The following is a 23365-nucleotide window of genomic DNA, read 5'->3' as shown; positions in this document are numbered from 1 at the left end:
AATGCTGTCAGCTGGTATGAGTTGGACGGTATCGTATAAGTATGCCCTTGTTCCAGAAGGCTTTATGCTTCTGGAACATATGTTTTCAGCCTGCTGAGACTGTCAGGTTGTCTGAGATTGCAGGAATGGGCGAATTATCACTTGCTTTTTCTGTAATACATCGGCAAAAGGCGAGTGAAATCACTGAAACACGCCCATCTTGCAGGTGTGTTCCATTGCCAAATACGACATATTTGGCAATTTGTTGATTCTTTCGCGAAATTGTGTTAGGTTACTCCAATAATTTCGGTGACTGGACGTCAATTCGTGGCGCTATGCGTTAATCTCTGAAAGGGCTGATCTTTAGTACCGGGCTGAATGGCACCGGGGAAGATGATTGCGATCTGGCGTCGTCCCCCTCACCGTACACCCGGTCGGCTAGATTTGCCGTCAGATACGTTTTCAGTTCCAAGCCGACAAATAGCTTCCGTGCTTCATTTCTCCGGAGTGCGGTCGAAAATCATGTGTCAACCGGCGGATTGCGCCGGGCACAACAGGGAGTAATGAAGCGTATGTCATCCCAGCAGAAAAAGTCTCCAGTCGCGCGTGGCGGTTTCAAGGCCGGTGAGGCGATCGTATATCCGGCTCATGGTGTCGGCCAGATCGTTACCATCGAAGAGCAGGAAGTGGCAGGCCACAAGCTCGAGCTTTTCGTGATCGATTTCGAAAAAGACAAGATGCGCCTGAAGGTGCCGGTTGCCAAAGCCGCTTCCATCGGTATGCGCAAGCTATCGGAGACCGATTATGTTGAACGTGCATTGAAAGTCGTGCAGGGCCGCGCACGTGTGAAGCGCACCATGTGGTCGCGCCGCGCCCAAGAATATGATGCAAAGATTAATTCTGGCGACCTTATCTTGATCTCGGAAGTCGTTCGCGATCTTTTCCGTGCTGATAACCAGCCGGAACAGTCCTATTCCGAACGCCAGCTTTATGAAGCTGCCCTTGACCGCATGGCGCGCGAAATTGCTGCCGTGAACAAGCTTTCGGAAACCGAAGCTGTTCGTCTGATCGAAGCAAATCTCGCCAAGGGACCGAAGCGCGGCAAGGCCGACGCTGAAACCGACCTGGACGACGATGAAGTCGAAGCCGCATAAGCTTTACTTCTCTTTCTTTCAAAAAGGCCCGGCTTTAGCCGGGTCAGATTGATTACAAACCCCTCGATTTTTGGAAGCAGTCAAAAACGAGGGGTTTTGATTCCGATTTGTTCACGTTCTAAATCTGGGACGTTCCGTGAATCTGAGGTCATTTTGACCCTGCCGGAGGTTTGTCAGCAGTCTGGCCCGGCTTTAGCCGGGTTTTTTTGTTTGCTAGAGTATTTCCTGTTTTCATGAAGCATTGGAAATGCTCTATCGTTTTGTTTTTACGCACGTCTTTATCCCGAAACCGGTTCCCACTTTCGGGAGATATGCTCTCGCCACAACAGGAATTGGGCTGCAGCTCCCCTTGTGAGTAGAGAGCAATATCGACTGGTTAAGATTTTATTGAATTTCGCAATAAATCATTAATCTTCCCAGTCATCTTCCTGCATTGTCAGAGAATTATCCTGAAGGAGAGGGAACCTGAGTGCAGCTGATGCGTTGTTCCAGACACCAGTTCGTAAACGGGTTTGTTTTGCGGCGTAATCATATTGGCCAAAAAATGGGCCTGGCGGGGAGTTTTGGACGAATTCGCTAATTCGCCCGAGGAGTCTTTGTGGGACTGGCATATCCTTCCACTGAACGCCCGAAGGGCGTGAGTTCAGAACAGGAGAACCAGATGAAGCAGTCATCCATGAGCAGTTCTTCCGCAGTTCCAGCCAATCACATGCCTATGGTTGCGCGTAGCCTCCCAGCGACAGCAGCCTCTTCTCAATCCATGATCCGCAGCGCAATGTCGGCTCCCTATCTGGAGCGCGAAGAGGAACGAGCCCTCGCCATTCGCTGGAAGGAACTGAAAGATCAGGAAGCACTACACCGCATCACATCTGCACATATGAGACTGGTCATCTCCATGGCCGGACGCTTCCGCAAGTTCAAACTGCCGATGAACGATCTCATTCAGGAAGGCTATGTCGGCCTTCTTGAAGCTGCCGCACGTTTCGATCCCGAACGGGAAGTGCGTTTTTCGACCTATGCGTCGTGGTGGATTCGCGCGTCGATGCAGGACTATATCCTGCGTAACTGGTCCATCGTGCGCGGCGGTACGAGTTCCGCACAAAAGGCTCTCTTCTTCAATCTGCGGCGGCTTCGTTCAAAACTGGCCCAATCCGACGACAATATGACCAAGGCAGAGATGTATCGGGAAATTTCCGATCAGCTCGGTGTTTCGACAAGTGATGTCGAGATCATGGATAGCCGCCTTTCGGGGCCGGACAGTTCTCTGTCGGCACCTGTGAACAACGAGGAGTCGGGTGCGTCGCGTCGCATGGATTTCCTGGTTGACGATCATCCCTTGCAGGATGAGATCGCCGAAAGTTCCATCGATATGGAACGGCGAAATCAGTGGCTCAATGTGGCGCTTGATACGCTGAACGAACGCGAATTGCACATTATCCGTGAGCGTCGTCTCGATGATGACGGAGTGACGCTTGAAGCGCTGGGTGAAAAGCTCGGCATCTCCAAGGAACGGGTGCGGCAAATCGAAAGCCGTGCAATGGAGAAGCTGAAGATCGCTCTGTTGAGCCAGCATGAATTGGCGGCCTATCAGGCATAAGCTGTTACGGCTAGGGCAATACAAGTAGAGGGGCCAATCGGCTCCTTACTTTTGCGGTTCCGCAGTCTTGCCTTCAAGGCGCAACGACCAGTCCTCGACCTTGCGATTTTCAAGGCGGCGCACTGCATAGCGCTTCCAGCTGTCGGCGAGATGCGAAAGCTCCGCCATCACAGACAGTTCATCATAATTTAGTGTGTCGACATAAAGCAGGTGCCAGACACGATGCAGTGTCCAGTCCGGCGACAGGCGGTCGACCAGGATCATCGTATCGCCGGTTTCCACGTGGCCTTCTTCCAGAACGCGATAGTACCAGCCTGTCCGTCCCGTCTTCTGAACGCGCACGGCCATATCCGCAGTTGCAAAACGTTCATTGAGTTTCCAGCAGGGCTGGCGGCCCTGTGAAACCTCCACAAGCGCACTGCCAAGCCGGAATCTGTCACCCACGGCGACATTGCGCTCGTTCAGACCCGATGTGGAAATGTTTTCGCCGAAAGCACCACGCGTACTCAGACGCGGATTGTCGCCGATTTCTTCCCGCCAGACCGCATAGTGATCATGCGAATAGTGATGGAGTGCTTTTTCCGGTCCGCCATGAACTTTCCGGTCGCCCTGCGCATCGCAGTCCAGCCCCTCGAAAGTCACGCGAACCTTGCCGGAAACCGGTTGCTTGTCGATGCCGCTTGGAACGCCGCGAGCTCCGAGAGGAGCGACTTTTCCCGCAAGGACAGAGTGGATGAGTGTTTCCGTCATCATAGCTACTCGCTGATCAGCTTCACGCGGTCGCCGACCGAAACCGTTGCCCCCGCCGACATGGCATTGAGAAGGCGGAACAGTTCCAGTTTGCGGGTGGTGCCCTGCATGCGTGCCGACAGACTGGCCAACGTGTCGCCCGGCTTGACCGTCACAACGCGGATGCGAAGCGGCTTGATGGCGTTCTGTTCAGCAGGCGAAAGCAGACGGAAGGACTGCGTAACTGTCCGCGAGGCGGGCAGAAGGGCGTTGCTGCCTTTCGGTGCTGCTGTCAGGAAGCGATAGACCTTGTTGTTTGCACCGATGACCACAATGTCGAACTGCCACCGGTCGGCGCTGGCGCGCGCAGTCGCGGCGGGCAAACTGTTGATGGTGGTGGTCTGGATCGAACTGTCGTCGAGACCGGTTACCCAGCCCGAGCGGATATAGTCGGCAAGGTTTGATCCTGCCGGAAGAGATGCGCCATCGAAACGAATGGCAACTTCGCCGGGGCCGCTTGCCATGACCGCATTGGCCGAATTGTCGATGGTGAAGCCATCCGGTGCCCGGAAGGTGACACCGAGCTTCGGATGGATGAAGGTCTGTTCGCGGACATAACCTTCATTGGGCGAGTCGCCGTAGAGAAGGCCGTCAATGCCGTTGAGGAAGGAATCGCGATCGGTTGTGCCGACGCCGGGGGCGCCGATGCGGCGTGCATGACCAAGCGCAAGCTGGATGCGCTGCGGCGTTGCCGGATGGCTTGCGAGAAAGTCGAGGCTGGCATCGGTCGCGCCCGAAACCGAACGAAAGCCCTGATAGGCTTCCATCGATTGCAGGAAACGCGCCGAAGCGAACGGATCGTAACCGGCTTCGCCGATCATCTTGATACCGATGGCATCCGCCTGCAATTCCTGATTACGCGAGAACTGGGCAAGCCGCAACTTGCCGCGCAGCGCTTCTTCGCGGCTGGCAGATTCATTATGCAGCACTTCGCTGGCGACGCGCCCGGCTATAGCCGTCTCAGCTTCCTTCTCCTGCCGCAGAATGCCGTGATTGGCGATGACATGGCCCATTTCGTGGGCGATCACGGCTGCGACTTCGGAAGAGTCGTTCGCGAGCGCGAGCAGGCCGCGCGTGACATAGAGATAGCCGCCCGGCAATGCGAAGGCATTGATATTGGGACTGTCGAGAATTGTGATGCGATAGGTCTGGTCCGGCTTGTCGGTAACTGTCGTCAGCTTGCCGACGATCTTCGCCACCATGCGTTCAAGTCTCTGGTCCTTGTACTCGCCGCCATAGGTCGCGAGGATACGCGGATGCTGCTGGGCACCAAGCTGCGCCAGCCGGTCATTGCGCGTTACATTGTCGACGGTTACCGGATTATCGGAAGGCTGCAGGCCCAGATCCTTGCTGGAATTGATCGACTGGCAACCCGAAATCAGGGCGATAGCAAGCAAGCCAAAACTAATGGCTGGTTTCCGCCAATTTTGCCGCGTCCATTCTGGCAGGGAGATAGGTAGACGCAGGAAGGCCCGGGAACGGGTCGATTGACGGAACAGTATTTTATCCTCGCTTCTGAATCAGATTGCTTGATCCGGGGGCCAAATCTAGCCACAGACCTGAACGTGTACAAGCAGCACAAGAAATCTGTAGCCGGTTCTTCCGGCAGATTGCGAACAAAATATGTCCGCAACCGTAACTCTATTTGAGGTTCGGCCCCGAATTCCGCTTTTCACCGATATAGTGCCGCAATGCTTCCGGTCCAGTCGGAGAAAGCAGTTCGGTGGCAGGGCCCATGGCGGAAATCCGGCCACTGTCGAGAAAAAGCAACACTGCGCCGAGATAGAGCGCATCTTCAGGTGTGTGCGTCACCATCAGCACTGTCATGCCGGTTTCAAGTTGAAGCTCCCTGACCAGATCCAGCATCTGGTGTCGTAGCGCCGGGCCAAGCGAGGCAAAGGCTTCGTCAAGGAGCAGAATTGGGCGCTGGCGTATGAGCGCGCGGGCAATTGCTACGCGCTGGCGTTCGCCGCCGGACAGGGCTTCAGGCTTGCGCTGTTCTTTGCCCGCGAGCCCGACACGTGACAAAGCCTCCGCAATATCGGTGCGGTCTTCTGCGGTCAGCCTCAGGTTCGGCGAACGTCCGAGGCCGACATTCTGTTCGACGGTCAGGTGGGCAAATAGGTTGTTTTCCTGAAACACCATCGAAACAGGCCGGCCCGCTGGCGAAAGTTCACTGACGTCTTTATCGCCGATGAAGATATGACCGGATTGCGGAAATTCAAAACCGGCAATCAGGTTGAGAAGTGTGGACTTGCCCGAACCACTTGGCCCGACAACCGCGGCTATGACACCGCCCTTTATCGTTGCATCGAAATGCATGGCGGCTTCACCATAGCTGAAACGGACGTCATCAAGACGAATTTCGGCAAGGGGGTTCATGGCGGCATTCATCCGAGCATTCATGGAGACGGCGTTTCCTTTCGGGATGCGCGATCCGCGATCATCATCAGCGCGAGGCAAAGCAGCCCGAGAATAAGCGCCAGACCCGCCGCGTCGAATGTGCGATAGCTGCCCATGCGCTGCAAGAGGAGGTAGGGCAGCGTCAAAAGCGCGTCACTGCCGAACAGGGCGATCGTGCCGAGATCGCCGAGGGAAAGCGCCATGGCAAAGGCAAAGGCCATGCCGAAAGGTTTGCGGATCGAAGGCCAGTCGATGAGCCGGAGGCGGTTGAAGCCACGAATGCCCAACTGTGCGCAAAGCCGGTTGTGGCGGCTGGCCGCTGTGTCCCATGCGGGTCGCAGAAGACGCACGGCAAAGGGCATGGCCATCGCCGCATTGACGGTGACGACCATGAACGGTGCCATCGCAAACGGATCGGTGAAGTGGCGAAGCAGGATGAACCAGCCTGCGCCGATCACGATTGGCGGCATGACGAGGATCAGGCTGGCGCCGGTATCGAAGATGTTGGCGAGTTTACGTTTTTTCACCGCTTCCCGTGCCGACACAAGCGCAAGTGACAGAATGACGGACAGCAAAGCTGCTGAGAAGCCGAGCGCGAGGCTGGTGCCAATGGCACGCCAGACCGTTCTTTCCGTCAATAGCCGCATAAGATCGGCGGCGAAACCGGAGATGACTACGCCTGCAATCGGCAGCGCGACATAGAGAAAGCCTATCCCGATAACGACGGTGTTTGAAACACGTTCAGCTGTGGATGCCTTGCCGTAGCGTCGCGGTGTCGCCGCGTGGGTGAAAGCTTCTTCGGATGGGCTACCGGTCAGGCGTAGGGCTAGAAGAACGAGCAATGTCAGTGCAAGCTGCGTGAAGGTGAGGGCGACAGCACGACCCGGATCGAAATCGAAATGCAGGCTCTGGTAGATTGCGACTTCCAGCGTGGTGGCGCGGGGGCCGCCGCCGAGTGTCAGCACGGTCGTGAAGCTCGTCACGCAGAGCATGAAGATGAGGCCGATCATGCCCGGCAGGTTGCGGCGGATCACCGGCCATTCGATAAGCCGGAAGCGCGCCCGATTGCCCATGCCAAGCTGCGCGGCAAGCTTCCAGTAATCGGTTGGTATCGATTCGTAACCAGCCAGAATGAGACGGACTGCGAGCGGCATGTTGAAGAAGATATGGGCGATCAGTATCCCGGTAATGCCGTAGATGTCCGGCTGGAACGGATGCCCCGCAGCTTCTGACAGATGGGCAATGAACCCGTTGCGGCCATAGATGCTGGTGACGCCAAGCACGGCGACGAGGGCTGGCAGAGCAAGCGGCAGGGCAAAGAGGCGGAGGATCAGCCCGCGCCCCGGAAAGCTTGCTTCGGCATAGAGTGCACGGGCGACCGGCACCGCAAACAGCACGGATAGCAGGCTCGAAGCGATTGCCTGCAGGATTGTGAAGCGGGCAACCCGCCACAGATAGGTGTCGAAATTGGCAGCGACGTCGAAACCGCTGCTGCCCGCTTCGAATGCCAGTGCGACAAGCGCCCCACCGGCAAGCACAACCAGAAAGACAAGCGCCAGCGCACCCATGGCCGGTTTCGCGGCGGATATGCCTTTCGAGCGGTGCTGTGCCGGAAATGTCGTCATTTACTGGTCGCGGCCAACCATTCATCAATCCATGACTTGCGGTTTTTGGCCACCTCGTCGGAAGGGAAGAGAAGCGTCTTTTCCGGTTTCGGCAACGCGTCGAAAGCAGTTGGAAGCGCGGCGGAAGTCTTGCCCGCCGGATACATCCAGTTGGTCTCAGGGATGACATCCTGGAAACCGGGGCCGGTCATGAATGCCAGAAACTTTTGCGCCAGAGGATTTTTCGCGCCGGTCGTGGTTTGAGCGGCCAGCTCGATCTGGAGATAATTGCCTTCAGGATAAGCCAGAGCCTTATAGCGCTCAGTCTTTTCCGCGATCATGTGATAGGCGGGAGATGTCGTATAGGACAGCACCATTGGAGCTTCGCCCTTGGTGAAGAGGCCGTAGGCCTCCGACCAGCCGGGCGTGACGGTCAGGATACGCTTTTGCAGTTTCTGCCAGGCCGCTTCCGCCTCATTGCCATAGACTGACTTCATCCAGAGCAGCATACCTAGCCCCGGTGTCGACGTGCGCGGATCCTGCAGTACGATCTTCTGGGAAGGATCGCCTTCGACGAGTTCCTTCAGGCTCTTCGGGGGATTGGGTAGTTTTTCCGAATCGTAGACCACGGCGAAATAGCCATAATCATAGGGAACGAAGATATCGTCCTTGAAACCGCCCGGAACGCTCACATTGCTCTGGTCGATGCCGCTTGGAGCAAAAAAGCCGGTGGCGCGTGCTTCGGTCGTCAGATTGGTATCGAGACCGAGAACGATGTCGGCTTTGGTATTGCTGCCTTCAAGCTTGAGACGATTGAGGAGCGCAACGCCATCGGCGGATGCAATCCATTCAACTTCACAGTCGCATTCCTTCTCGAAGTTTTCCTTGACCTTCGGTCCCGGACCCCATTCGGCGACGAAACTGTCATAGGTATAGACGGTGAGCTTGTCTTTCGCCTGCGCCGAAGTCGTCAAAGCGACGGCTGCGGTAAATGAAAAGGCCAGCAAAGATAAAAGCCGCATCACGGCACTTCCTTTCTTTTATTACAAGAGGATCGAGCGCCGTTTATGGAGCGTCTAATCCCTCCGCCGGTGCAAACCGGATCAGGTTCAGCGGGTTGGCCGTTTTATTCAGCATTTCCGGACGCAAAACCGTTTTACACTTTTGCTGGAAATGCTTCTGGGCCTCTCAGCCATCCGCGAAAGCAGACGGCACCCCGTTAGAGCGGTTGCGACAATAATCTTTCACAACGGGAAGGGCAAGACATAGCAATGGCAGCGAATGCAGGCTTCCGGCGCGGATTTGCTCGTGTTATGAGCGGCTTATGAGCACATTCGTCATTCTTCTCGGCGGCGACCTGATCGTGACCGATCGCCTGAAACGCCAAATTGCCGGTGCGCGTATTCTCGCTGCCGATAGTGGGATCAGGCACGCCGTCGCGCTTGGTGTCGAACCGGAGCTGTGGCTTGGGGATTTTGATTCGGCCTCCGTACAGCTTCGCGCGCAATATGGACACGTGCCGCAAAAAACGTTCCCCTCCGCCAAGGACATGACGGACGGAGAGCTGGCCCTTGAGGAAGCCTATAAGCGCGGTGCGGATCGAGTGATCCTTTGTGGAGCCTTCGGGGGACAGCGCACCGATCACACGCTTCTGCATCTGACTATGGCGACGGCACAGGCCGCAAAAGGGCGGAACGTGCTTCTGTCCAGCGGATCCGAGGAAGCCTGGCCCTTGCCGCCGGGAGATTATGTTTACGACTTTCCCGATGGAACGCCGTTCAGTGTGATTAATTTCAGCACCGTCGAAGGCCTTTCGATCACAAATGCGGAGTGGCCGTTAGATAATGTGACACTGCCCTTCGGCTCTTCATGGACAGTATCTAACGTAGTTCATGGAACACTTCGTGTTACTGCGCATTCTGGATTGGCGATACTTATCGCCAACTTGGCGATGGAAGAAACACCGCGCTGAACCCGCTAACCTTATCAATCGAAAGAGCTTGACGCTGACGAGCGAAACGTATTGTAAATGGGCCAAGCGGGTGTCATCTGCTTTACGCCGAAATTGGGGACGCAAAGTCGGTGATTAGTTCAACTCTTGTAGGAGATGTTTCAATGAAATCACGTCTTACGATGATTGCTGTTGCTGGCGTGCTCGCGTTCTCGACGGCTGCATGCACGACGAATGAACAGCGCACGGCCGGTTACGGTGTTGGTGGCGCAGCACTTGGTGCTCTCGCCGGTGGCGCAATTGGCGGCAATGGCCGTGGCGCGCTTGCTGGCGCCGCTATCGGCGGCGTTGCCGGTACTCTTCTCGGTGCGGCCCAGACGCGCAATGGCACGCAGTACTGCCGCTATCGCGATCCGTATGGCCGCATCTATGAAGCACCTTGCCAGTGACACTGGGCCAGTAATTGCTGGATAAATAAGTTTGCTGACAGGTCGGGGAAACCCGGCCTGTTTGTTTTTAACGGGCCTTTTCGTACCGTTCCATTTGACAGAACGGCTTTTGTCGCGGACAAGCAGGGCCGAATTTGAAACCCTGTTTATCGAAAAGAACCATGGCACCACCACTCCTTCGCCTCGACCAGATCAAGCTCACCTTTGGAGGCACGCCGCTTCTGGAGGATGCCAGTCTTTCGGTGAGTGAAGGCGACCGTATAGCGCTGGTCGGACGCAACGGCTCGGGTAAATCCACCCTGCTCAAGATTGCAGCCGGCATGGTGGAAGCGACAGCGGGCGAGGTTTTCAAACATCCGGGTGCAACTATCCGCTATCTGCCGCAGGTGCCGGATATGGATGGCTTTGCCAATGTCCGCGCCTATGTCGAGGCAGGGCTGGGGCCGACCGACGATCCGCATCGTGTGACCTATCTGCTTGAACATCTGGGGCTGACCGGTGAGGAAAAGCCGGATCATCTTTCCGGCGGCGAGGCGCGCCGCGCTGCTCTGGCGCGGGTGATCGCACCGCAGCCCGACGTTCTGCTGCTGGACGAGCCAACCAACCATCTGGATCTGACCACCATCGAATGGCTGGAAAGCGAACTGCGCCAGATTCGCTCGGCTATCGTTTTAATCTCGCATGACCGCCGCTTTCTGGAGAATGTCAGCCGGGCGACGGTCTGGCTGGATCGTGGCATCACACGCCGTCTTGAGCAAGGTTTTGGCCATTTCGAGGAATGGCGCGACAAGGTGCTGGAAGAGGAAGAGCGGGATCACCACAAGCTCGGACGCCAGATTGCGCGCGAGGAGCACTGGCTGCGCTATGGCGTGACAGCGCGGCGCAAGCGCAATATGCGCCGCCTCGGTGAATTGCATTCCATGCGCGCTGATTTTCGTAATCACCGCAAGGCACAAGGAACGGCGGTTCTGGCGGCAAGCGACGCCAGGGAATCCGGCAAGCTGGTGATCGAAGCCAAGGGGCTGAACAAGGCCTATGGCGAGCGTGCTCTGGTCAAGGATTTTTCGATCCGTGTGCAGCGCGGTGATCGGATTGGTCTCGTTGGACCAAACGGTGCCGGAAAGACGACACTTCTGTCGCTTTTGACCGGCAAGCTTGAACCGGATTCCGGAACGCTGCGGCTTGGCGTCAATCTCGAAATGGCCGAACTCGACCAGAAGCGCGAAAGCCTCAATCTGGACGAGACGCTGGCGCATTATCTGACGGATGGGCGCGGCGAAAGCCTTATCGTCAACGGTGAGCAGCGGCATGTCGTGTCCTATATGAAGGACTTTCTGTTCCAGCCCGAACAGGCGCGCACGCCCATTCGCGAGCTTTCCGGTGGCGAACGTGCCCGCCTGATGCTGGCCCGCGTTCTGGCGCGGCCCGCAAACCTCCTCATCCTCGACGAACCTACCAATGATCTCGATATGGAAACCCTCGATCTGCTGCAGGAGCTGGTCGCAGGCTTTCCCGGCACAGTCATTCTGGTCAGCCATGACCGTGATTTTCTGGATCGCACTGTAACGTCGGTGATTGCGCCGGAAGGTGACGGGCGCTGGCTCGAATATGCGGGCGGCTATGCCGACATGATGGCGCAGCGCAAGGAGCAGGCCTTGAGCCGCCGCTCGGTCAAGGTGTCAGGCGGTCGAAGTGACGAGAAGTCGGACGAGGATGCACCGCAGCAGAAGCGGGAGGAAAAGCGCAAGCTTTCCTACAAGCAGAAATTTGCGCTCGAAACCCTGCCAGGCAAGATGGATGCGCTGGCAAAGGAAATCGCGGTGCTGGAAGGAAAGCTTGCCGATCCACAGCTTTATGCCAAGGACCCGGCGCTTTTTGCCAAGACCGCCGATCTTCTTGAGAAGAAGCGCGCCGAAAATGCCGCCATGGAAGAAGAATGGCTCGAGCTTGAAATGCTGCGAGAAGAAATCGAAGGGTAAATCTGCCCTTCGATGCCTTGAAATTTAACTGCTGGCCTTGTTCAGCAGGGCGATTTCATCGTCGCTGAGTTTCAGTTCTGTTGCGGTGATCAGTTCGCCGAGCTGGGCCGAGCGTGTTGCGCTGGCGATGGGGGCCGTGATTGACGGCTGCGCGATCAGCCACGCGATGGCGACCTGTGCCGGCGTGACGTCGAGATTGCGGGCCACGTCATCAAGTGCGGCAATGATCCGCGAACCCCGGTCCGTCAGATATTTCTCGACCGATTTGCCGCGCGCGCTTTGTCCCAAATCCGTAGCAGAACGGTATTTACCGGTCAGAAATCCTGCTGCGAGCGAATAATAGGAAATAACGCCAAGCTCGTTGTCACGGCAGATTTTCGCAAGTCCGTTTTCGAAATCCGCGCGATCATAGAGATTATAAAGCGGTTGCAGGCTTTCATAGCGGGGCAGATTGTTGGTCCGGGCGACGTCAAGCGCTTTGGTCAGTCGCTCGGGCGTGAGATTGGACGCACCGATGGCGCGGACCTTACCTGCTTCGATCAGTTCTTTATATGTGCCGAGCACATCCGCGAATGGCGTTTCTGGATCGTCCCAGTGCGATTGATAGAGGTCGATGTAATCCGTTTGCAGCCGTTTGAGGGAGGCATCGACCGCTTTGCGGATATAGGCCGGGGAAAGGCCTTTCTCGTCGGGACCCATCTCGGAGCCGACCTTGGTGGCAATAACGACTTTATCGCGCAGGCCACGGGATTTCAGCCAGTTGCCGATAATGGTTTCGGATTCGCCGCCGACATTGCCGGGCGCCCAAGCGGAATAGACATCCGCTGTGTCGATGAAATTGAATCCGGCGTCGACGAACCGGTCGAGAAGAGAGAACGATGTCGCTTCATCGACCGTCCATCCAAATACATTGCCGCCGAAGCAAAGCGGCGAAACATTGAGTTCGGTACGTCCGAGCTTCCTGAATTCCATACACCTATCCCCTTCCTCCGAATACGGATCGCGGACGATCCTGGGGTTTCTATTTCAGGAAGACGGAAGGCTCCGGGAAGAGCCGAAATCAGCTCATGCCAAGTGCGTCCATATAGAGCTGCAGCATGGCCTCTTCTTCCTGACGTTCATGGTCTTCTTTTTTACGCAGACGAATAATGGTCCTCACGACCTTGCTGTCAAACCCTGAGCCCTTCAATTCCGCGTAAACTTCCTTGATATCATCGCCGATAGTCTTTTTTTCTTCTTCTAGGCGCTCGATGCGCTCGATGAAAGCGCGCAACTGGCCGACAGCAATGGTTTGGGCTTCGCTGGTAATGTCGTCGCTCACGAGGAGTTCTCCAATTCAAAGTCTGTGATGACGCGGACACGCATTGCGCGAAAACCGCTTATCGAAAGTCTGGATCGTTTTTCCCGCGAGTCGCGGACAAAATTAAGAGCCTTTTTCGATGCCTGACCCGATTTGACGGGTCAAGCCCTGTGGATAGCGGGTAAAGTGGGTGCTCAATCCGCGAAATCTGCCCGGGAACCGAAATAGCGGATCTCATGAATTCCGTCGAGCGTATTGATATGGGCGATCATCGGTGCCAGCCTGTCGGCCCACTCATCTGCACCCTTGTCATCGGCAATCAAGTCCTGCCGCACCTCGATCAGGACATGGGCGAAGCCCTTAGCCGTCGCATGGCGATACATGGCGTCGTTCTTGAGTGCACCGTCATAAGGTTCGTTATCGCCAACCGTCAGATCGGCGTTTTCACGCAACAGCGACAAAAGCGGCTTTACGGCGCGGTCGTCCTTGTCCCAGAGAAGACCGATCTGCCAGGGCCGCGCCTTTTCCTTCCAGCGCGGCGTGAAGGAATGGATAGAAACGATGAAAGGTGCAGCCCCGCTTTCAGTCACCACGCGCTCGCTCGTCCGGGCGACCGTGTCGTGATAGGGGCGATAGAAGCGCTCAAGCCGTTCCTCGCGTTCACCTGCCGACATTGGGTAATTGCCGGAAATAACCGCGCCATCGGATAATTGCATGATAAGCGTCGGGTCGTCTTCGCCGCGATTGGGATCGATCAGCAGCCGCGAAAACCCGCCGAGGACTGCTGGCGCCTTCAGGTGGTTTGCAAGCTTGCGGGTCAGGCTCTCGACGCCAATATCATAGGCGATATGTCGGTCGAATTCACATGGCCGCAAACCAAGCGTGCCATATTCGGCTGGAACATCGCGCCGTGCATGATCGGCAGTCAGGAGCAGGCCGAGACTGAAATCACCATCGACGCTATGCGCTGGCGAGAATGGCGACGAAGCGGTTGATCCGGATTGAAGCGGCATGGAGCGAAATCCGACGTTAAATAAGGGGATTATTTCTGTGTTGTGAGGGAAGCTGTTTCAGGTCTGTCATGAGAAAGCCCGGATTGCAACGATCATTCTTTGACCAAGAGTATCTGTTCTCAATGGGATTGCGTTGACATCAAAGGCGAAACTGCCGAAAAGAGAGCGACCCGAAATGGGATTTGCCCGAAATGGGATTTCCCTATGCAATACTAATTGTTCGATAAAACCGATAGCGGGCTGAAGGGGTTCTGCGTATGCGACTTCCACTATCTCTAGTTTTGTTTGCCGGTGTGCTGATGACTGCGCTGGGCATGACATCCATAGAGGCTCGTGCAGATTTCCGCGTATGCAACGCAACCCAGAACCTGGTTGGTGTGTCCATCGGCTATAGAGCCAAGACCGGCTGGGTGACCGAAGGCTGGTGGCATATCGACGGATCAAGCTGCAAGACCCTGATCGAGGGGCCGCTGACCTCGCGCTATTATTACCTCTACGCCGAAGACGCTCAGGGTGGCGGACGCTGGGAGGGCAAGGTCAATATGTGCGTGGCCGAGAAAGAATTCCGTATTACTGGCGTCCAGGATTGCTTTGCGCGAGGGTTCCAGCGCAACGGCTTCCAGGAATACGACACCGGGGAACAATCGAGCTGGATGGTTCAGCTCACCGATGAAACGCCGACAGAAAACCCCACTGTTACAGGAACGAATAGTCAATGAAGCGCAACCGCAAGGTCAAGATTCTCGCCACGCTAGGTCCGGCGTCGGGCGAGGAAGCCGTCATCCGCAAGCTGTTTGAGGCAGGCGCGGATGTGTTCCGCATCAATATGAGTCATGCCGACCATGATCTGATGCGCACCCTCGTCAAGCGCATCCGCAATGTGGAAAAGGAACTGGGTCGCCCGATCGGCATTCTGGCCGATCTTCAAGGCCCGAAGCTGCGCGTCGGCAAGTTCAAGGATGGTAAGGTCGATCTCGTTCCCGGCCAGACCTTCACCCTCGACAATAACGAAGCGCCCGGCGATGAACATCGCGTCTATCTTCCGCATCCGGAAATTCTTGAAGCTGTCGAACCGGGGCATCGTCTACTGATCGATGATGGCAAGCTGCATCTGGTCGCCGAAGCAAGCGACGGCAAGTCGATCCGCTGCAAGGTGATTTCTGGCACACGGATTTCGGACCGCAAGGGCGTCAGCCTGCCGGATACGACGCTCGGCGTCGGCGCGCTGACGGAAAAGGACCGCAAGGACCTTGATGCTGTTCTGAAGGAAGAAATCGATTGGGTGGCGCTTTCCTTCATCCAGCGTCCGGAAGATCTGGCCGAGGTGCGCAAGGTTTCGCGCGGCAAGGTCGGCCTGATGTCGAAGATCGAAAAGCCGCAAGCCGTGACGCGTCTCGATGAAATCATCGAACTTTCCGACGCATTGATGGTCGCACGTGGCGATCTTGGCGTTGAAGTGCCGCTTGAAAGTGTTCCTGGCATCCAGAAGCAGATTACCCGCAAGGCGCGCCGTGCCGGCAAACCGGTCGTTGTTGCGACACAGATGCTGGAGTCAATGATTACGGCTCCGGTCCCGACCCGCGCCGAAGTGTCCGACGTTGCAACAGCTGTGTTCGAAGGCGCGGATGCGATCATGCTTTCGGCCGAATCGGCTTCGGGCCAGTATCCAGTCGAAGCCGTTGCCACCATGAACCGCATTGCGGCGCAGGTGGAAAAGGAGCCGACCTATTCGACCATCATCGATGCACAGCGTGCCATGCCGGAGCCGACAGGCGCCGACGCCATCTCGCTTGCTGCACGTCAGATCGCTGAAACACTGAAGCTTTCAGCCATCGTCACCTATACTGCTTCCGGTACGACTGGCTTGCGGGCGGCCCGCGAGCGTCCGCGCACGCCGATCATCGCCCTGTCGCCGGTCGTCGATACTGCACGCAGGCTGTCGCTCGTCTGGGGCCTGCATTGCGTGGTGACGGCCGATGCGCACGATTTGGAAGACATGGTCAACCATGCCTGCGAAATCGTTTTCCACGAAGAGTTTGGCAAGGCGGGTGACCGCGTCATCATTACCGCCGGTGTTCCATTCGGCACGCCGGGCGCGACTAACATGCTGCGTATCGCCTATATCGGTCCCGACGGAAAGTCGGGCATCTAGACCGGCGATATTCCGACCGTGACGGCCTGCAAATGGCGTTGTTTTGCGCTTCCGGTGCTCATGTATCTTTGTTTGGTACATAGTCTAATCCGAAAAGTCTGCAACTTTTCGGGACTATGCACGGAAGTACATTCCGCTCCGGTTCTCAAAACCCACCATTTTCGACACGCCACACCCGGAATCTCATCCAGTCATGGCGCTCGGCATCCTCAAAAACGCGCTCCTTCGGGCGCGTTTTTTGTTTTGAATAATGATGATGTGAGGGAGCAGCAGTTTCGAAGCGGCTTCAGCGGCTCCACGTTTGCTGGAACAGGTTCTAAGTCCGCGTGTCCGTCAGTTCGTCGGCCAGATCGTTGAAGTTCTTCTGTGCGTCGCGCATCATCGGGTAGACGATGAGAGCCTGCTCATAGGCTTTCAGCGCCTGTTCCTTGAGGCCGCGCAGGCGCAAGATGGCCGCCATGCCGGTCAGCGCGCCATAATGGCGTGGTTCCAGCTCCAGCGTACGATTGATGTCATACATGGCGTGGGCATAGTCTTTTTGCAGGAAATAGACCGTCGCGCGGCGGTTCCAGGCTTCCGCATATTCCGGGTCGAGCGCGATGGCCTCATTCAGGAAGTCGATTGCCGAAGGATAGCGTCGCTCGAGCATGGCGGCATTGGCCCATTGCATTAGCAGATCGATCGTTGCGCTGCCAGACTGTGACCACAGCGTATTGATCTGTGAGGCGATGCGTCGCGCCTTGGCTTCGTCCGTCGTACGGCGCAGGTCGGCAAAAAGCTTGTCGAGCCGCTCTTCAGGCGTCTGGACTGCAGTTGGTGCGGGCTTTTCGGGGGCAGGTTTCTGTTCGCTGTCGGGGCCGGTCTGAACGGGTGTCAGAGGTGCGGTAAGGGGTACTTTCCCAAGCACTGCTTCGGCATAGGCCGATGGTATTGAGATACCAAGCGACGCGAGCAGAGAAAAAGAAATCAGACATGCAAAAACGTTCCGCATGCGCATAGATTTTACCATGCACAGCGAAACGTCAAATGCAAAATCAGAAATAAGATTAGCCCTGACGAGCCTTGTAGCGCGGAGCGGTCTTATTGATGATGTAAACGCGGCCCTTGCGGCGGACCAGCTGGCAGTCACGATGACGGCCCTTGAGCGCTTTAAGCGAGTTCTTGATCTTCATGTCAATCACCGGTCTTGTTGGCCCGTTGACGTGCAGATGCCGCGGGGCTTCATAAAAACAGGCGCCCGAGGCGCCAATTGATTACAGGCACTGTTAGATGCCCGAAGGGTTGGCCGAAATACACAAGGTTTCGGGCAAATGTCAACTCCTGAGCCGCAGATTCAGGGTACTGGAGCTGAAATTCTTGGCAGGTGGCAAAGATTCATCGGGAATCGACGGGATTCCCGATGAACATTATTTCCCGCGGGGGTGAATGCGCGTCACATGGCCCATTTTGCGGCCCGGACGTGCTTCCTTTTTACCGTAAAGATGCAGCACGGCATCCTTTTCGGAGAGAATCGCTGGCACCTTCTCGACATCGTCACCGATCAGGTTTTCCATCACGCAATCCGAATGCCGGTCAGTGTTGCCCAGAGGCAAGCCGGCGACGGCGCGGATATGCTGTTCAAACTGCGAAATGGCGCAGGCCGCTTCCGTCCAATGGCCAGAATTGTGCACACGCGGGGCAAATTCATTTGCCAGAAGCGTGCCATCCTTCAGGACGAAGAATTCAAGCCCCAAGACGCCAACATAATCAAGCGCGTTCAGAAGCTTTGTGACAGCCTTGCGGGCTTCTTCCGCCGTGCTGTCGGAAATGGCGGCGGGGACAGTCGACGTTGCAAGAATGCCGTTCCTGTGCACGTTTTCGGCAATGTCGAAGATCGCGATGTTGCCGTTGCGGTCACGCGCTGCGATCACCGAGACTTCGCGCTCGAAATCGACAAAGCCTTCGAGGATTGCAGGCGCGCGATTGATCGCGAGAAGCGCCTTGTGGGCTTCCGTCTCGTCGAGCGATGTCAGCCGGACCTGTCCCTTGCCGTCATATCCAAGACGCCTCGTCTTGAGGATGCCGCGCTCGCCAAGGGCACCCAGGGCCGCGATGAGGGTTTCTTCATCGTCTACAAGACGCCAGGGTGCCGTTTCGATGTCACTGGAGTTGAGAAACTGCTTTTCCGTAAAGCGATCCTGTGAGACTTCGAGTGCGGCAGGCGGCGGAAAGACCAGAGCCTTTTCGGCAAGCCTGTCGGCGGCGCTGACTGGCACGTTCTCGAATTCGTAGGTAATGACATCGGACGCCGCCGCGAGTTCCTCGAGCGCTTTCGGATCGTCATAGGCAGCGATGATCTGGCGATTGGCAACCTGCGCTGCCGGGCAATCGGCCTGCGGTTCCAGGATCACGGTTTCAAAGCCCAGACGTGCTGCGGCCATGGCAAGCATTCTGCCGAGCTGGCCTCCACCGATGATGCCGATAGTTGCACCGGGTTTCAGTACAGAATTTTTCATATCAGGCCTCGTTCGAAGGGCGCTCTGCCACGCTTTCCGTCTGGGCGGTGCGCCACTCGTCGAGGCGGGCGGCAAGCGCTTCGTCATAAAGCGCCAGAACGGCTGCGGCGAGAAGGGCGGCATTGACCGCACCTGCACGTCCGATGGCGAGCGTGCCGACGGGAATGCCGGCTGGCATCTGCACGATGGAGAGAAGCGAATCCTGACCCGAAAGCGCCTTGGACTGGACCGGGACGCCGAAGACGGGCAGCGGCGTCATGGCTGCGGCCATGCCCGGCAGGTGAGCTGCGCCGCCCGCACCCGCGATGACGACCTTGAACCCTTCTGCCTTGGCGCCTTTGGCAAAGGCAACGAGGCGATCAGGCGTGCGATGCGCAGAAACGATCCGGGCATCGAAGGAAATGCCGAGTGCTTCCAGTGTGTCTGCAGCATGGCGCATGGTTTCCCAGTCGGACTGGCTTCCCATGATGACGGCGACATCGGCAGTAACGCTCATTGATCTTCCTGCTCCGCTTCTTTCGTGCATGTTTAGGGTGATATTAAAAATGATAAAGCCGGGCGAACCCCGGCTCCGTCATGGATCACTATGGACATTCAGGCGATGATGTCGGGGATCACCCGATCTTCCATCTCCTGCAGCTTGTCCTTGATTGCGAGTTTTTTCTTTTTCATGCGCTGGACGCGCAATTGGTCGCAGCCAACCGCTATCATGGCGTTTATGGCAGCATCGAAATCCGCGTGTTCCTGTTTCAGTCGTGCGACGGCCAATCTGATTTCGGCCTGTTCCTGATCGGACATGCGGTGCCCCGTTCTGTTGAATAGTTTTACGGGCCGCGCCGAACCATAAAAAGGTGCGGCATCAGCCCGTTTCCGGCGAAGCCCTTATCACATTTTTCGCGTCAGGAAAATGCTACCACGACAAAATCGACTTTGCACCAAACTCATGCCAAACTGTCATGGTTCTGTCATGGATGGCGGCTGTCGAAGGCGACAAATAATACGGCATTCTTGGCAGCCGGGACTGCGTGTTTGGCCCGGAATACAGGAGGTGTGCCGGGCGTTCATGCAGGTTGAATGGCGGGATAGCGGGCAAACGAGGTTCGCGCTGTTCCGTAAATCAGGGAAATCAACCAAAGGAGATCTGATGATGGCTATCGAGTCCCATCTTGCCACGCTTGAAAAGAAGCACGGCGCTCTGGAACAGGAAATTTCCGAAGCTATAGCGTCACCGGCAATGGACGACCTGCACGTTGCATCTCTCAAGCGCAAGAAGCTTATGCTTAAGGACCAGATCGAAAAACTGAGATCCCAGGTAACACGTCACTAACAGGGAAGCCGCGCATCCATCGCGGTCCGATAAGGCGTATCAAGCCAAAGACATCGGCTGTTGAAAGGCTCTCGCGAGCCTGAATAGCCTTGTGGTGGATACGGAATGTCGCGCCAACGGCACGGCTCTTTCGTGTCATGGTTATGACGCCGGATTGCAGTATTGGCGGCTGTGCCACAGCCGCCGAACGCATTGATTCAACTATTTAATTAGCTCTATTTACTGGCGTGATTTTCAGCGTCCTTCATCCTTCCGTTTCAGCTCTTGGATCAAGGTTCAGTGCTTCCGGTGTTGCGCCGCGTTCGGAAGGCATGCTCTTGAACTGGTCCTTGTCTTCCTTGGGAACGGATGCGCGCTTGCGGGAACGGAACAGCGCATAGCCCGTGATGGAAATATGCGCGAGCATGGTGATGGCGAAGAGACCGGATGGCCAGAAAATATCCATGGCCGCAGCCGCCAGTAGAGGTCCGAGCATCGTGCCGAAGCCGTAAAGCAGCAAAAGCCCACTCGATACTTTCACAAAGCTTTCCGATGTTGCGTGATCGTTGGCATGGGCGACGGCAACGGGATAGAGCGCATAGGCGAGCGCCCCATAGCAGCCCGTCATTGTAATGATGACGGGACCGCTGGATGGCGCGACGAGAAAGGCAACGAAGCCGACCAGTGCCGCCAATGCGGCAACGCTTGCCAACACAAAACGTCGGTCAACCAGATCGGAAATGCGCCCGATCGGAATCTGCATCAAGGCGCCGGCTGCGATGGTGACACTGACCATCAAGGCGATTTCGGTGGTCGAAATGCCGGATTTCGCGCCGAAGACGGCTCCGAGAGTACCCCAGGCGCCATTGGCAATGCCAATCAGGATGCAACCCACGAAAGCTGCAGGTGAGTTGTTGTAAAGCGCCTTGAGATCGAGTTGTACTTCCGTCAGCGGTTTGGGGCTGACGGCTGTGGAAATCGCGGTCGGAATGAGAGCCAGGCAGAAGAAGATGCCACTTATCATGAACAGGTGATCGGAGCGTACATCTCCCGCGGCAACCAGCATCTGGCCGGACATAGTCGCTCCGTAGTTGACCATCATGTACATGCCGAAAATCTTGCCGCGCGATTCGTTGGTCGCACGCTCATTCAGCCAGCTTTCGATGACCATGAAGGCACCGGCCATGGAAAAGCCGGTGAAGGCGCGCAGCAATACCCAGATCGTTGCATCCACGAAAATGCCGGTCAGAAGAGCGATGATCGCCGCCGACGCCGCAAAACAGCCAAATGCCCGCACATGGCCGACGCGCCGCACAAGGCGCGGCGCAAGCAGACAGCCGGCGACAAAACCGCCTGCCCAGGTCGTGCCGAGCATGCCGAGTGATGTGACCGAAAAACCTTCCGCGCCACCGCGCAACGGCAGTAGAAGGCCATGAAGTCCCGAAGCGATGAGGAGGAACGCTGTGCCGCAGAGGAGGGCCAGAACCTGAATGTAAATGCGCAAAATTCTATTCCCGAAGTCTGAAGCCGGATTTCAGTGTTGAGGCCGATGAGTGATCGTTGAGATCAAGAATGTTTCGAAAGGTCCCGCCCGGAAATGGTTCCGGCTGTTTTGCTCCGGCATCCATTTCCGTTGACGATCTCATTCCTATCGAAACAATGCTTCTGCCGCAGCGCGGCTATCGCCTTTCTTGAGGCGCTCTGTCTTCAATCGCTCTATTTCGGATTGCAGCAGGGCTATGCGCTGGTCGATCTCGATGACCGAAAGCAGCGATAGCTCCTCTTCGCTTAGTGCCACGCTGTTGTGGGGCTTTACTACATCCTCATCGAAACCGCTCATAGCCGTCCTCCGTGGTCAATGATGGCTCAGAAAAGATTTAACACCTTGAATCGTCGCATATATATTTGGGAAAATCGATGACGATTTCCCTAACGTGACGTCTTGCATCCGCCATGCGGCATTTCTGCGACGGTGCGTAGGGTAAGAAATCTGAATGGAGTTTTGAAGATGATGGCCGACTTGCCTTCCCAGATGACCGCTATCGAAGTTTCTGAACCGGGCGGCGCCCATATGCTTCGACCTGTTCAACGCTCGATGCCTGAACCCAAGGAAGGTGAAATTCTGGTGCGAGTACGCGCCGCCGGGGTCAACCGGCCAGATGTCTTGCAGCGGCAGGGTCACTATGCGCCGCCGCCCGGCGCGTCGGATATTCCGGGTCTGGAGATTGCCGGTGACATTGTTGTCGTCGGCAGCGGTGTCAAACGGTTCAAGATCGGCGATCAGGTGGTCGCACTGCTGGCCGGTGGCGGCTATGCCGAATATGCCGTCGTGCATGAGACCAACGCGCTGCCTTTGCCTTCGGGCTATGGCTACATTGAAGCGGCAGCGATCCCGGAAACTTTTTTCACTGTCTGGCACAATGTGTTCGAGCGTGGCGGGCTGAAGAAGGGCGAGATTTTTCTGGTTCACGGCGGCTCGTCCGGTATTGGCACGACAGCTATCCAGCTTGCAAAGGCATTCGGCGCGACCGTCATTGCAACTGCGGGCTCGAACGAAAAATGCGAAGCCTGCCTGAAACTTGGAGCAGATCACGCCGTCAATTACGGGCAAGAGGATTTTGTCGAGGTCGTCAAGGAAGTGACCAAGGGCAAAGGCGCCAATGTGATTCTCGATATGGTCGGTGGTGATTATGTCGACCGCAATTACAAAGCTGCAGCGGAAGATGGCCGCATCGTGCAGATCGCTTTTCTCAACGGTGCGAAGGCTACAGCCAATTTCGCAATATTGATGACCAAGCGTCTGACCCATACCGGCTCTACGCTGCGTCCGCGACCGATTGACTTCAAGGCTGGCATCGCGCGGGAACTGGAGGCGAAGGTGTGGCCGCTTCTTGCACAGCGTCGCGTTGCGCCGGTGATGGACATGATCTTTTCGCTGAAAGATGCCTGGCGCGCGCATGAACGCATGGAGGAGGGAAGGCATATTGGCAAGATCGTACTCGATATTGCTTAACACTACCGTCGCATTCTTCGTGATGCCGGGCTGCAAAGAGCAATTGTCTGCGTTCCGGTGCTCATGTACCCAAAAGTACATTGCGCTCCGGTACTCGAAAATCACTCTTTTCGCCACGGCCTGACGAATTTGCATCTGTAGTGCTAAGGTTCAGACCCATTCTTGCCCTCGCGACAAAAAA

At 56.5% G+C, this 23365-nt stretch carries 25 protein-coding genes and 1 riboswitch; of the genes, 10 read left to right on the top strand and 15 right to left on the bottom strand.

The window, feature by feature from the left end; all coding sequences use genetic code 11:
* Positions 1-551 precede the first annotated feature (551 nt).
* From JNC70_RS13700 to JNC70_RS13690, 3 genes are all read left to right on the top strand, one after another.
* Complete coding sequence (locus JNC70_RS13700) at positions 552-1133, top strand: CarD family transcriptional regulator (RefSeq protein WP_104756572.1); 582 nt, start codon at positions 552-554, stop codon at positions 1131-1133.
* Between the two features lie 51 nt (positions 1134-1184).
* The gene (locus JNC70_RS13695) at positions 1185-1370 is read left to right on the top strand and encodes a hypothetical protein (protein ID WP_374788644.1); all 186 of its coding nucleotides are present in this window, start codon (positions 1185-1187) and stop codon (positions 1368-1370) included.
* A gap of 424 nt (positions 1371-1794) precedes the next feature.
* Positions 1795-2730: an RNA polymerase factor sigma-32 gene (locus JNC70_RS13690; RefSeq protein ID WP_104753814.1), complete on the top strand. Its 936-nt coding sequence runs from the start codon at positions 1795-1797 to the stop codon at positions 2728-2730.
* 45 nt (positions 2731-2775) lie between these two features.
* Here the strand turns inward: JNC70_RS13690 and JNC70_RS13685 are convergent, their stop codons facing one another.
* The 5 genes from JNC70_RS13685 to thiB all read right to left on the bottom strand — a co-directional run bounded on the left by JNC70_RS13685 (position 2776) and on the right by thiB (position 8548).
* A complete protein-coding gene (locus tag JNC70_RS13685) occupies positions 2776-3480 on the bottom strand; it encodes an MOSC domain-containing protein (protein ID WP_104753904.1) in 705 nt (234 codons plus the stop codon).
* Positions 3481-3485: 5 nt separating this feature from the next.
* Positions 3486-4967, bottom strand: a complete 1482-nt coding sequence (gene cdlP / locus JNC70_RS13680) for a cell division protease CdlP (protein WP_104753815.1) — start codon at positions 4965-4967, stop codon at positions 3486-3488.
* A gap of 193 nt (positions 4968-5160) precedes the next feature.
* Entirely contained in the window at positions 5161-5901 is a 741-nt protein-coding gene (gene thiQ / locus JNC70_RS13675) for a thiamine ABC transporter ATP-binding protein (RefSeq protein ID WP_104753905.1), read from the bottom strand.
* 20 nt (positions 5902-5921) lie between these two features.
* Positions 5922-7547 (bottom strand): thiamine/thiamine pyrophosphate ABC transporter permease ThiP, encoded by a 1626-nt coding sequence (gene thiP, locus JNC70_RS13670; protein ID WP_104753816.1) that lies wholly within the window; start codon positions 7545-7547, stop codon positions 5922-5924.
* Positions 7544-8548 carry a thiamine ABC transporter substrate binding subunit gene (thiB, locus tag JNC70_RS13665; protein WP_104753817.1) on the bottom strand — a complete coding sequence of 335 codons (1005 nt, stop codon included), beginning with the start codon at positions 8546-8548 and terminating at the stop codon, positions 7544-7546. Before thiB ends, thiP begins: the two co-directional genes overlap by 4 nt.
* Positions 8549-8589: 41 nt before the next feature.
* A riboswitch (TPP riboswitch) is annotated at positions 8590-8755 on the bottom strand.
* 95 nt (positions 8756-8850) lie between these two features.
* Between thiB and JNC70_RS13660 the strand changes: the two genes are divergently transcribed.
* The 3 genes from JNC70_RS13660 (at position 8851) to JNC70_RS13650 (ending at position 11905) form a co-directional block, all read left to right on the top strand.
* A complete protein-coding gene (locus tag JNC70_RS13660; RefSeq protein WP_104753818.1) occupies positions 8851-9498 on the top strand; it encodes a thiamine diphosphokinase in 648 nt (215 codons plus the stop codon).
* 143 nt (positions 9499-9641) lie between these two features.
* Complete coding sequence (locus tag JNC70_RS13655) at positions 9642-9926, top strand: YMGG-like glycine zipper-containing protein (protein ID WP_104753819.1); 285 nt, start codon at positions 9642-9644, stop codon at positions 9924-9926.
* A gap of 161 nt (positions 9927-10087) precedes the next feature.
* Positions 10088-11905 carry an ABC-F family ATP-binding cassette domain-containing protein gene (locus tag JNC70_RS13650; RefSeq protein WP_104753820.1) on the top strand — a complete coding sequence of 606 codons (1818 nt, stop codon included), beginning with the start codon at positions 10088-10090 and terminating at the stop codon, positions 11903-11905.
* 24 nt (positions 11906-11929) lie between these two features.
* Here JNC70_RS13650 and JNC70_RS13645 read toward each other — a convergent pair whose 3' ends face one another.
* The 3 genes from JNC70_RS13645 to JNC70_RS13635 all read right to left on the bottom strand — a co-directional run bounded on the left by JNC70_RS13645 (position 11930) and on the right by JNC70_RS13635 (position 14218).
* Positions 11930-12877, bottom strand: a complete 948-nt coding sequence (locus tag JNC70_RS13645) for an aldo/keto reductase (protein ID WP_104753821.1) — start codon at positions 12875-12877, stop codon at positions 11930-11932.
* An 88-nt stretch (positions 12878-12965) separates the two neighbouring features.
* On the bottom strand, positions 12966-13226 hold the full coding sequence (locus JNC70_RS13640) for a DUF2312 domain-containing protein (RefSeq protein WP_002964837.1): 261 nt from the start codon (positions 13224-13226) through the stop codon (positions 12966-12968).
* Between the two features lie 173 nt (positions 13227-13399).
* Positions 13400-14218 carry an N-formylglutamate amidohydrolase gene (locus JNC70_RS13635; RefSeq protein WP_104753822.1) on the bottom strand — a complete coding sequence of 273 codons (819 nt, stop codon included), beginning with the start codon at positions 14216-14218 and terminating at the stop codon, positions 13400-13402.
* Between the two features lie 257 nt (positions 14219-14475).
* On the opposite strand from JNC70_RS13635, the gene JNC70_RS13630 reads away from it, so the two are divergent.
* Both JNC70_RS13630 and pyk read left to right on the top strand, forming a co-directional pair.
* A complete protein-coding gene (locus JNC70_RS13630; protein WP_061348002.1) occupies positions 14476-14937 on the top strand; it encodes a DUF1036 domain-containing protein in 462 nt (153 codons plus the stop codon).
* Positions 14934-16370, top strand: a complete 1437-nt coding sequence (gene pyk, locus JNC70_RS13625; RefSeq protein ID WP_104753823.1) for a pyruvate kinase — start codon at positions 14934-14936, stop codon at positions 16368-16370. The genes JNC70_RS13630 and pyk overlap by 4 nt, the downstream gene beginning before the upstream one ends.
* A 316-nt stretch (positions 16371-16686) precedes the next feature.
* Here pyk and JNC70_RS13620 read toward each other — a convergent pair whose 3' ends face one another.
* The 5 genes from JNC70_RS13620 to JNC70_RS13600 all read right to left on the bottom strand — a co-directional run bounded on the left by JNC70_RS13620 (position 16687) and on the right by JNC70_RS13600 (position 19663).
* Positions 16687-17379 (bottom strand): tetratricopeptide repeat protein, encoded by a 693-nt coding sequence (locus JNC70_RS13620; RefSeq protein ID WP_104753824.1) that lies wholly within the window; start codon positions 17377-17379, stop codon positions 16687-16689.
* Positions 17380-17416: 37 nt separating this feature from the next.
* The gene (ykgO, locus tag JNC70_RS13615) at positions 17417-17542 is read right to left on the bottom strand and encodes a type B 50S ribosomal protein L36 (RefSeq protein WP_010661422.1); all 126 of its coding nucleotides are present in this window, start codon (positions 17540-17542) and stop codon (positions 17417-17419) included.
* Positions 17543-17776: 234 nt separating this feature from the next.
* Positions 17777-18865 (bottom strand): 5-(carboxyamino)imidazole ribonucleotide synthase, encoded by a 1089-nt coding sequence (locus JNC70_RS13610; protein WP_104753825.1) that lies wholly within the window; start codon positions 18863-18865, stop codon positions 17777-17779.
* Position 18866: 1 nt separating this feature from the next.
* Positions 18867-19361: a 5-(carboxyamino)imidazole ribonucleotide mutase gene (gene purE / locus JNC70_RS13605; RefSeq protein WP_104753826.1), complete on the bottom strand. Its 495-nt coding sequence runs from the start codon at positions 19359-19361 to the stop codon at positions 18867-18869.
* A 98-nt stretch (positions 19362-19459) separates the two neighbouring features.
* A complete protein-coding gene (locus JNC70_RS13600) occupies positions 19460-19663 on the bottom strand; it encodes a YdcH family protein (RefSeq protein ID WP_006471281.1) in 204 nt (67 codons plus the stop codon).
* A gap of 346 nt (positions 19664-20009) precedes the next feature.
* On the opposite strand from JNC70_RS13600, the gene JNC70_RS13595 reads away from it, so the two are divergent.
* Positions 20010-20192: a YdcH family protein gene (locus JNC70_RS13595; RefSeq protein ID WP_012091308.1), complete on the top strand. Its 183-nt coding sequence runs from the start codon at positions 20010-20012 to the stop codon at positions 20190-20192.
* A gap of 244 nt (positions 20193-20436) precedes the next feature.
* On the opposite strand, the gene JNC70_RS13590 is transcribed toward JNC70_RS13595, so the two are convergent.
* Complete coding sequence (locus tag JNC70_RS13590) at positions 20437-21675, bottom strand: MFS transporter (protein ID WP_104753827.1); 1239 nt, start codon at positions 21673-21675, stop codon at positions 20437-20439.
* A 144-nt stretch (positions 21676-21819) separates the two neighbouring features.
* Positions 21820-22011, bottom strand: coding sequence for a DUF1192 family protein (locus JNC70_RS13585; RefSeq protein WP_104753828.1), 192 nt, complete (start codon positions 22009-22011; stop codon positions 21820-21822).
* Between the two features lie 168 nt (positions 22012-22179).
* Between JNC70_RS13585 and JNC70_RS13580 the strand changes: the two genes are divergently transcribed.
* Positions 22180-23184, top strand: coding sequence for an NAD(P)H-quinone oxidoreductase (locus tag JNC70_RS13580; protein ID WP_104753829.1), 1005 nt, complete (start codon positions 22180-22182; stop codon positions 23182-23184).
* Positions 23185-23365: the final 181 nt, after the last annotated feature.

The organism is Brucella oryzae (assembly GCF_041929965.1).
Classification (GTDB): domain Bacteria; phylum Pseudomonadota; class Alphaproteobacteria; order Rhizobiales; family Rhizobiaceae; genus Brucella; species Brucella oryzae.
The sequence above is the reverse complement of the archived record's forward strand: the minus strand, read 5'-3'. Positions and strand labels throughout refer to the sequence as shown.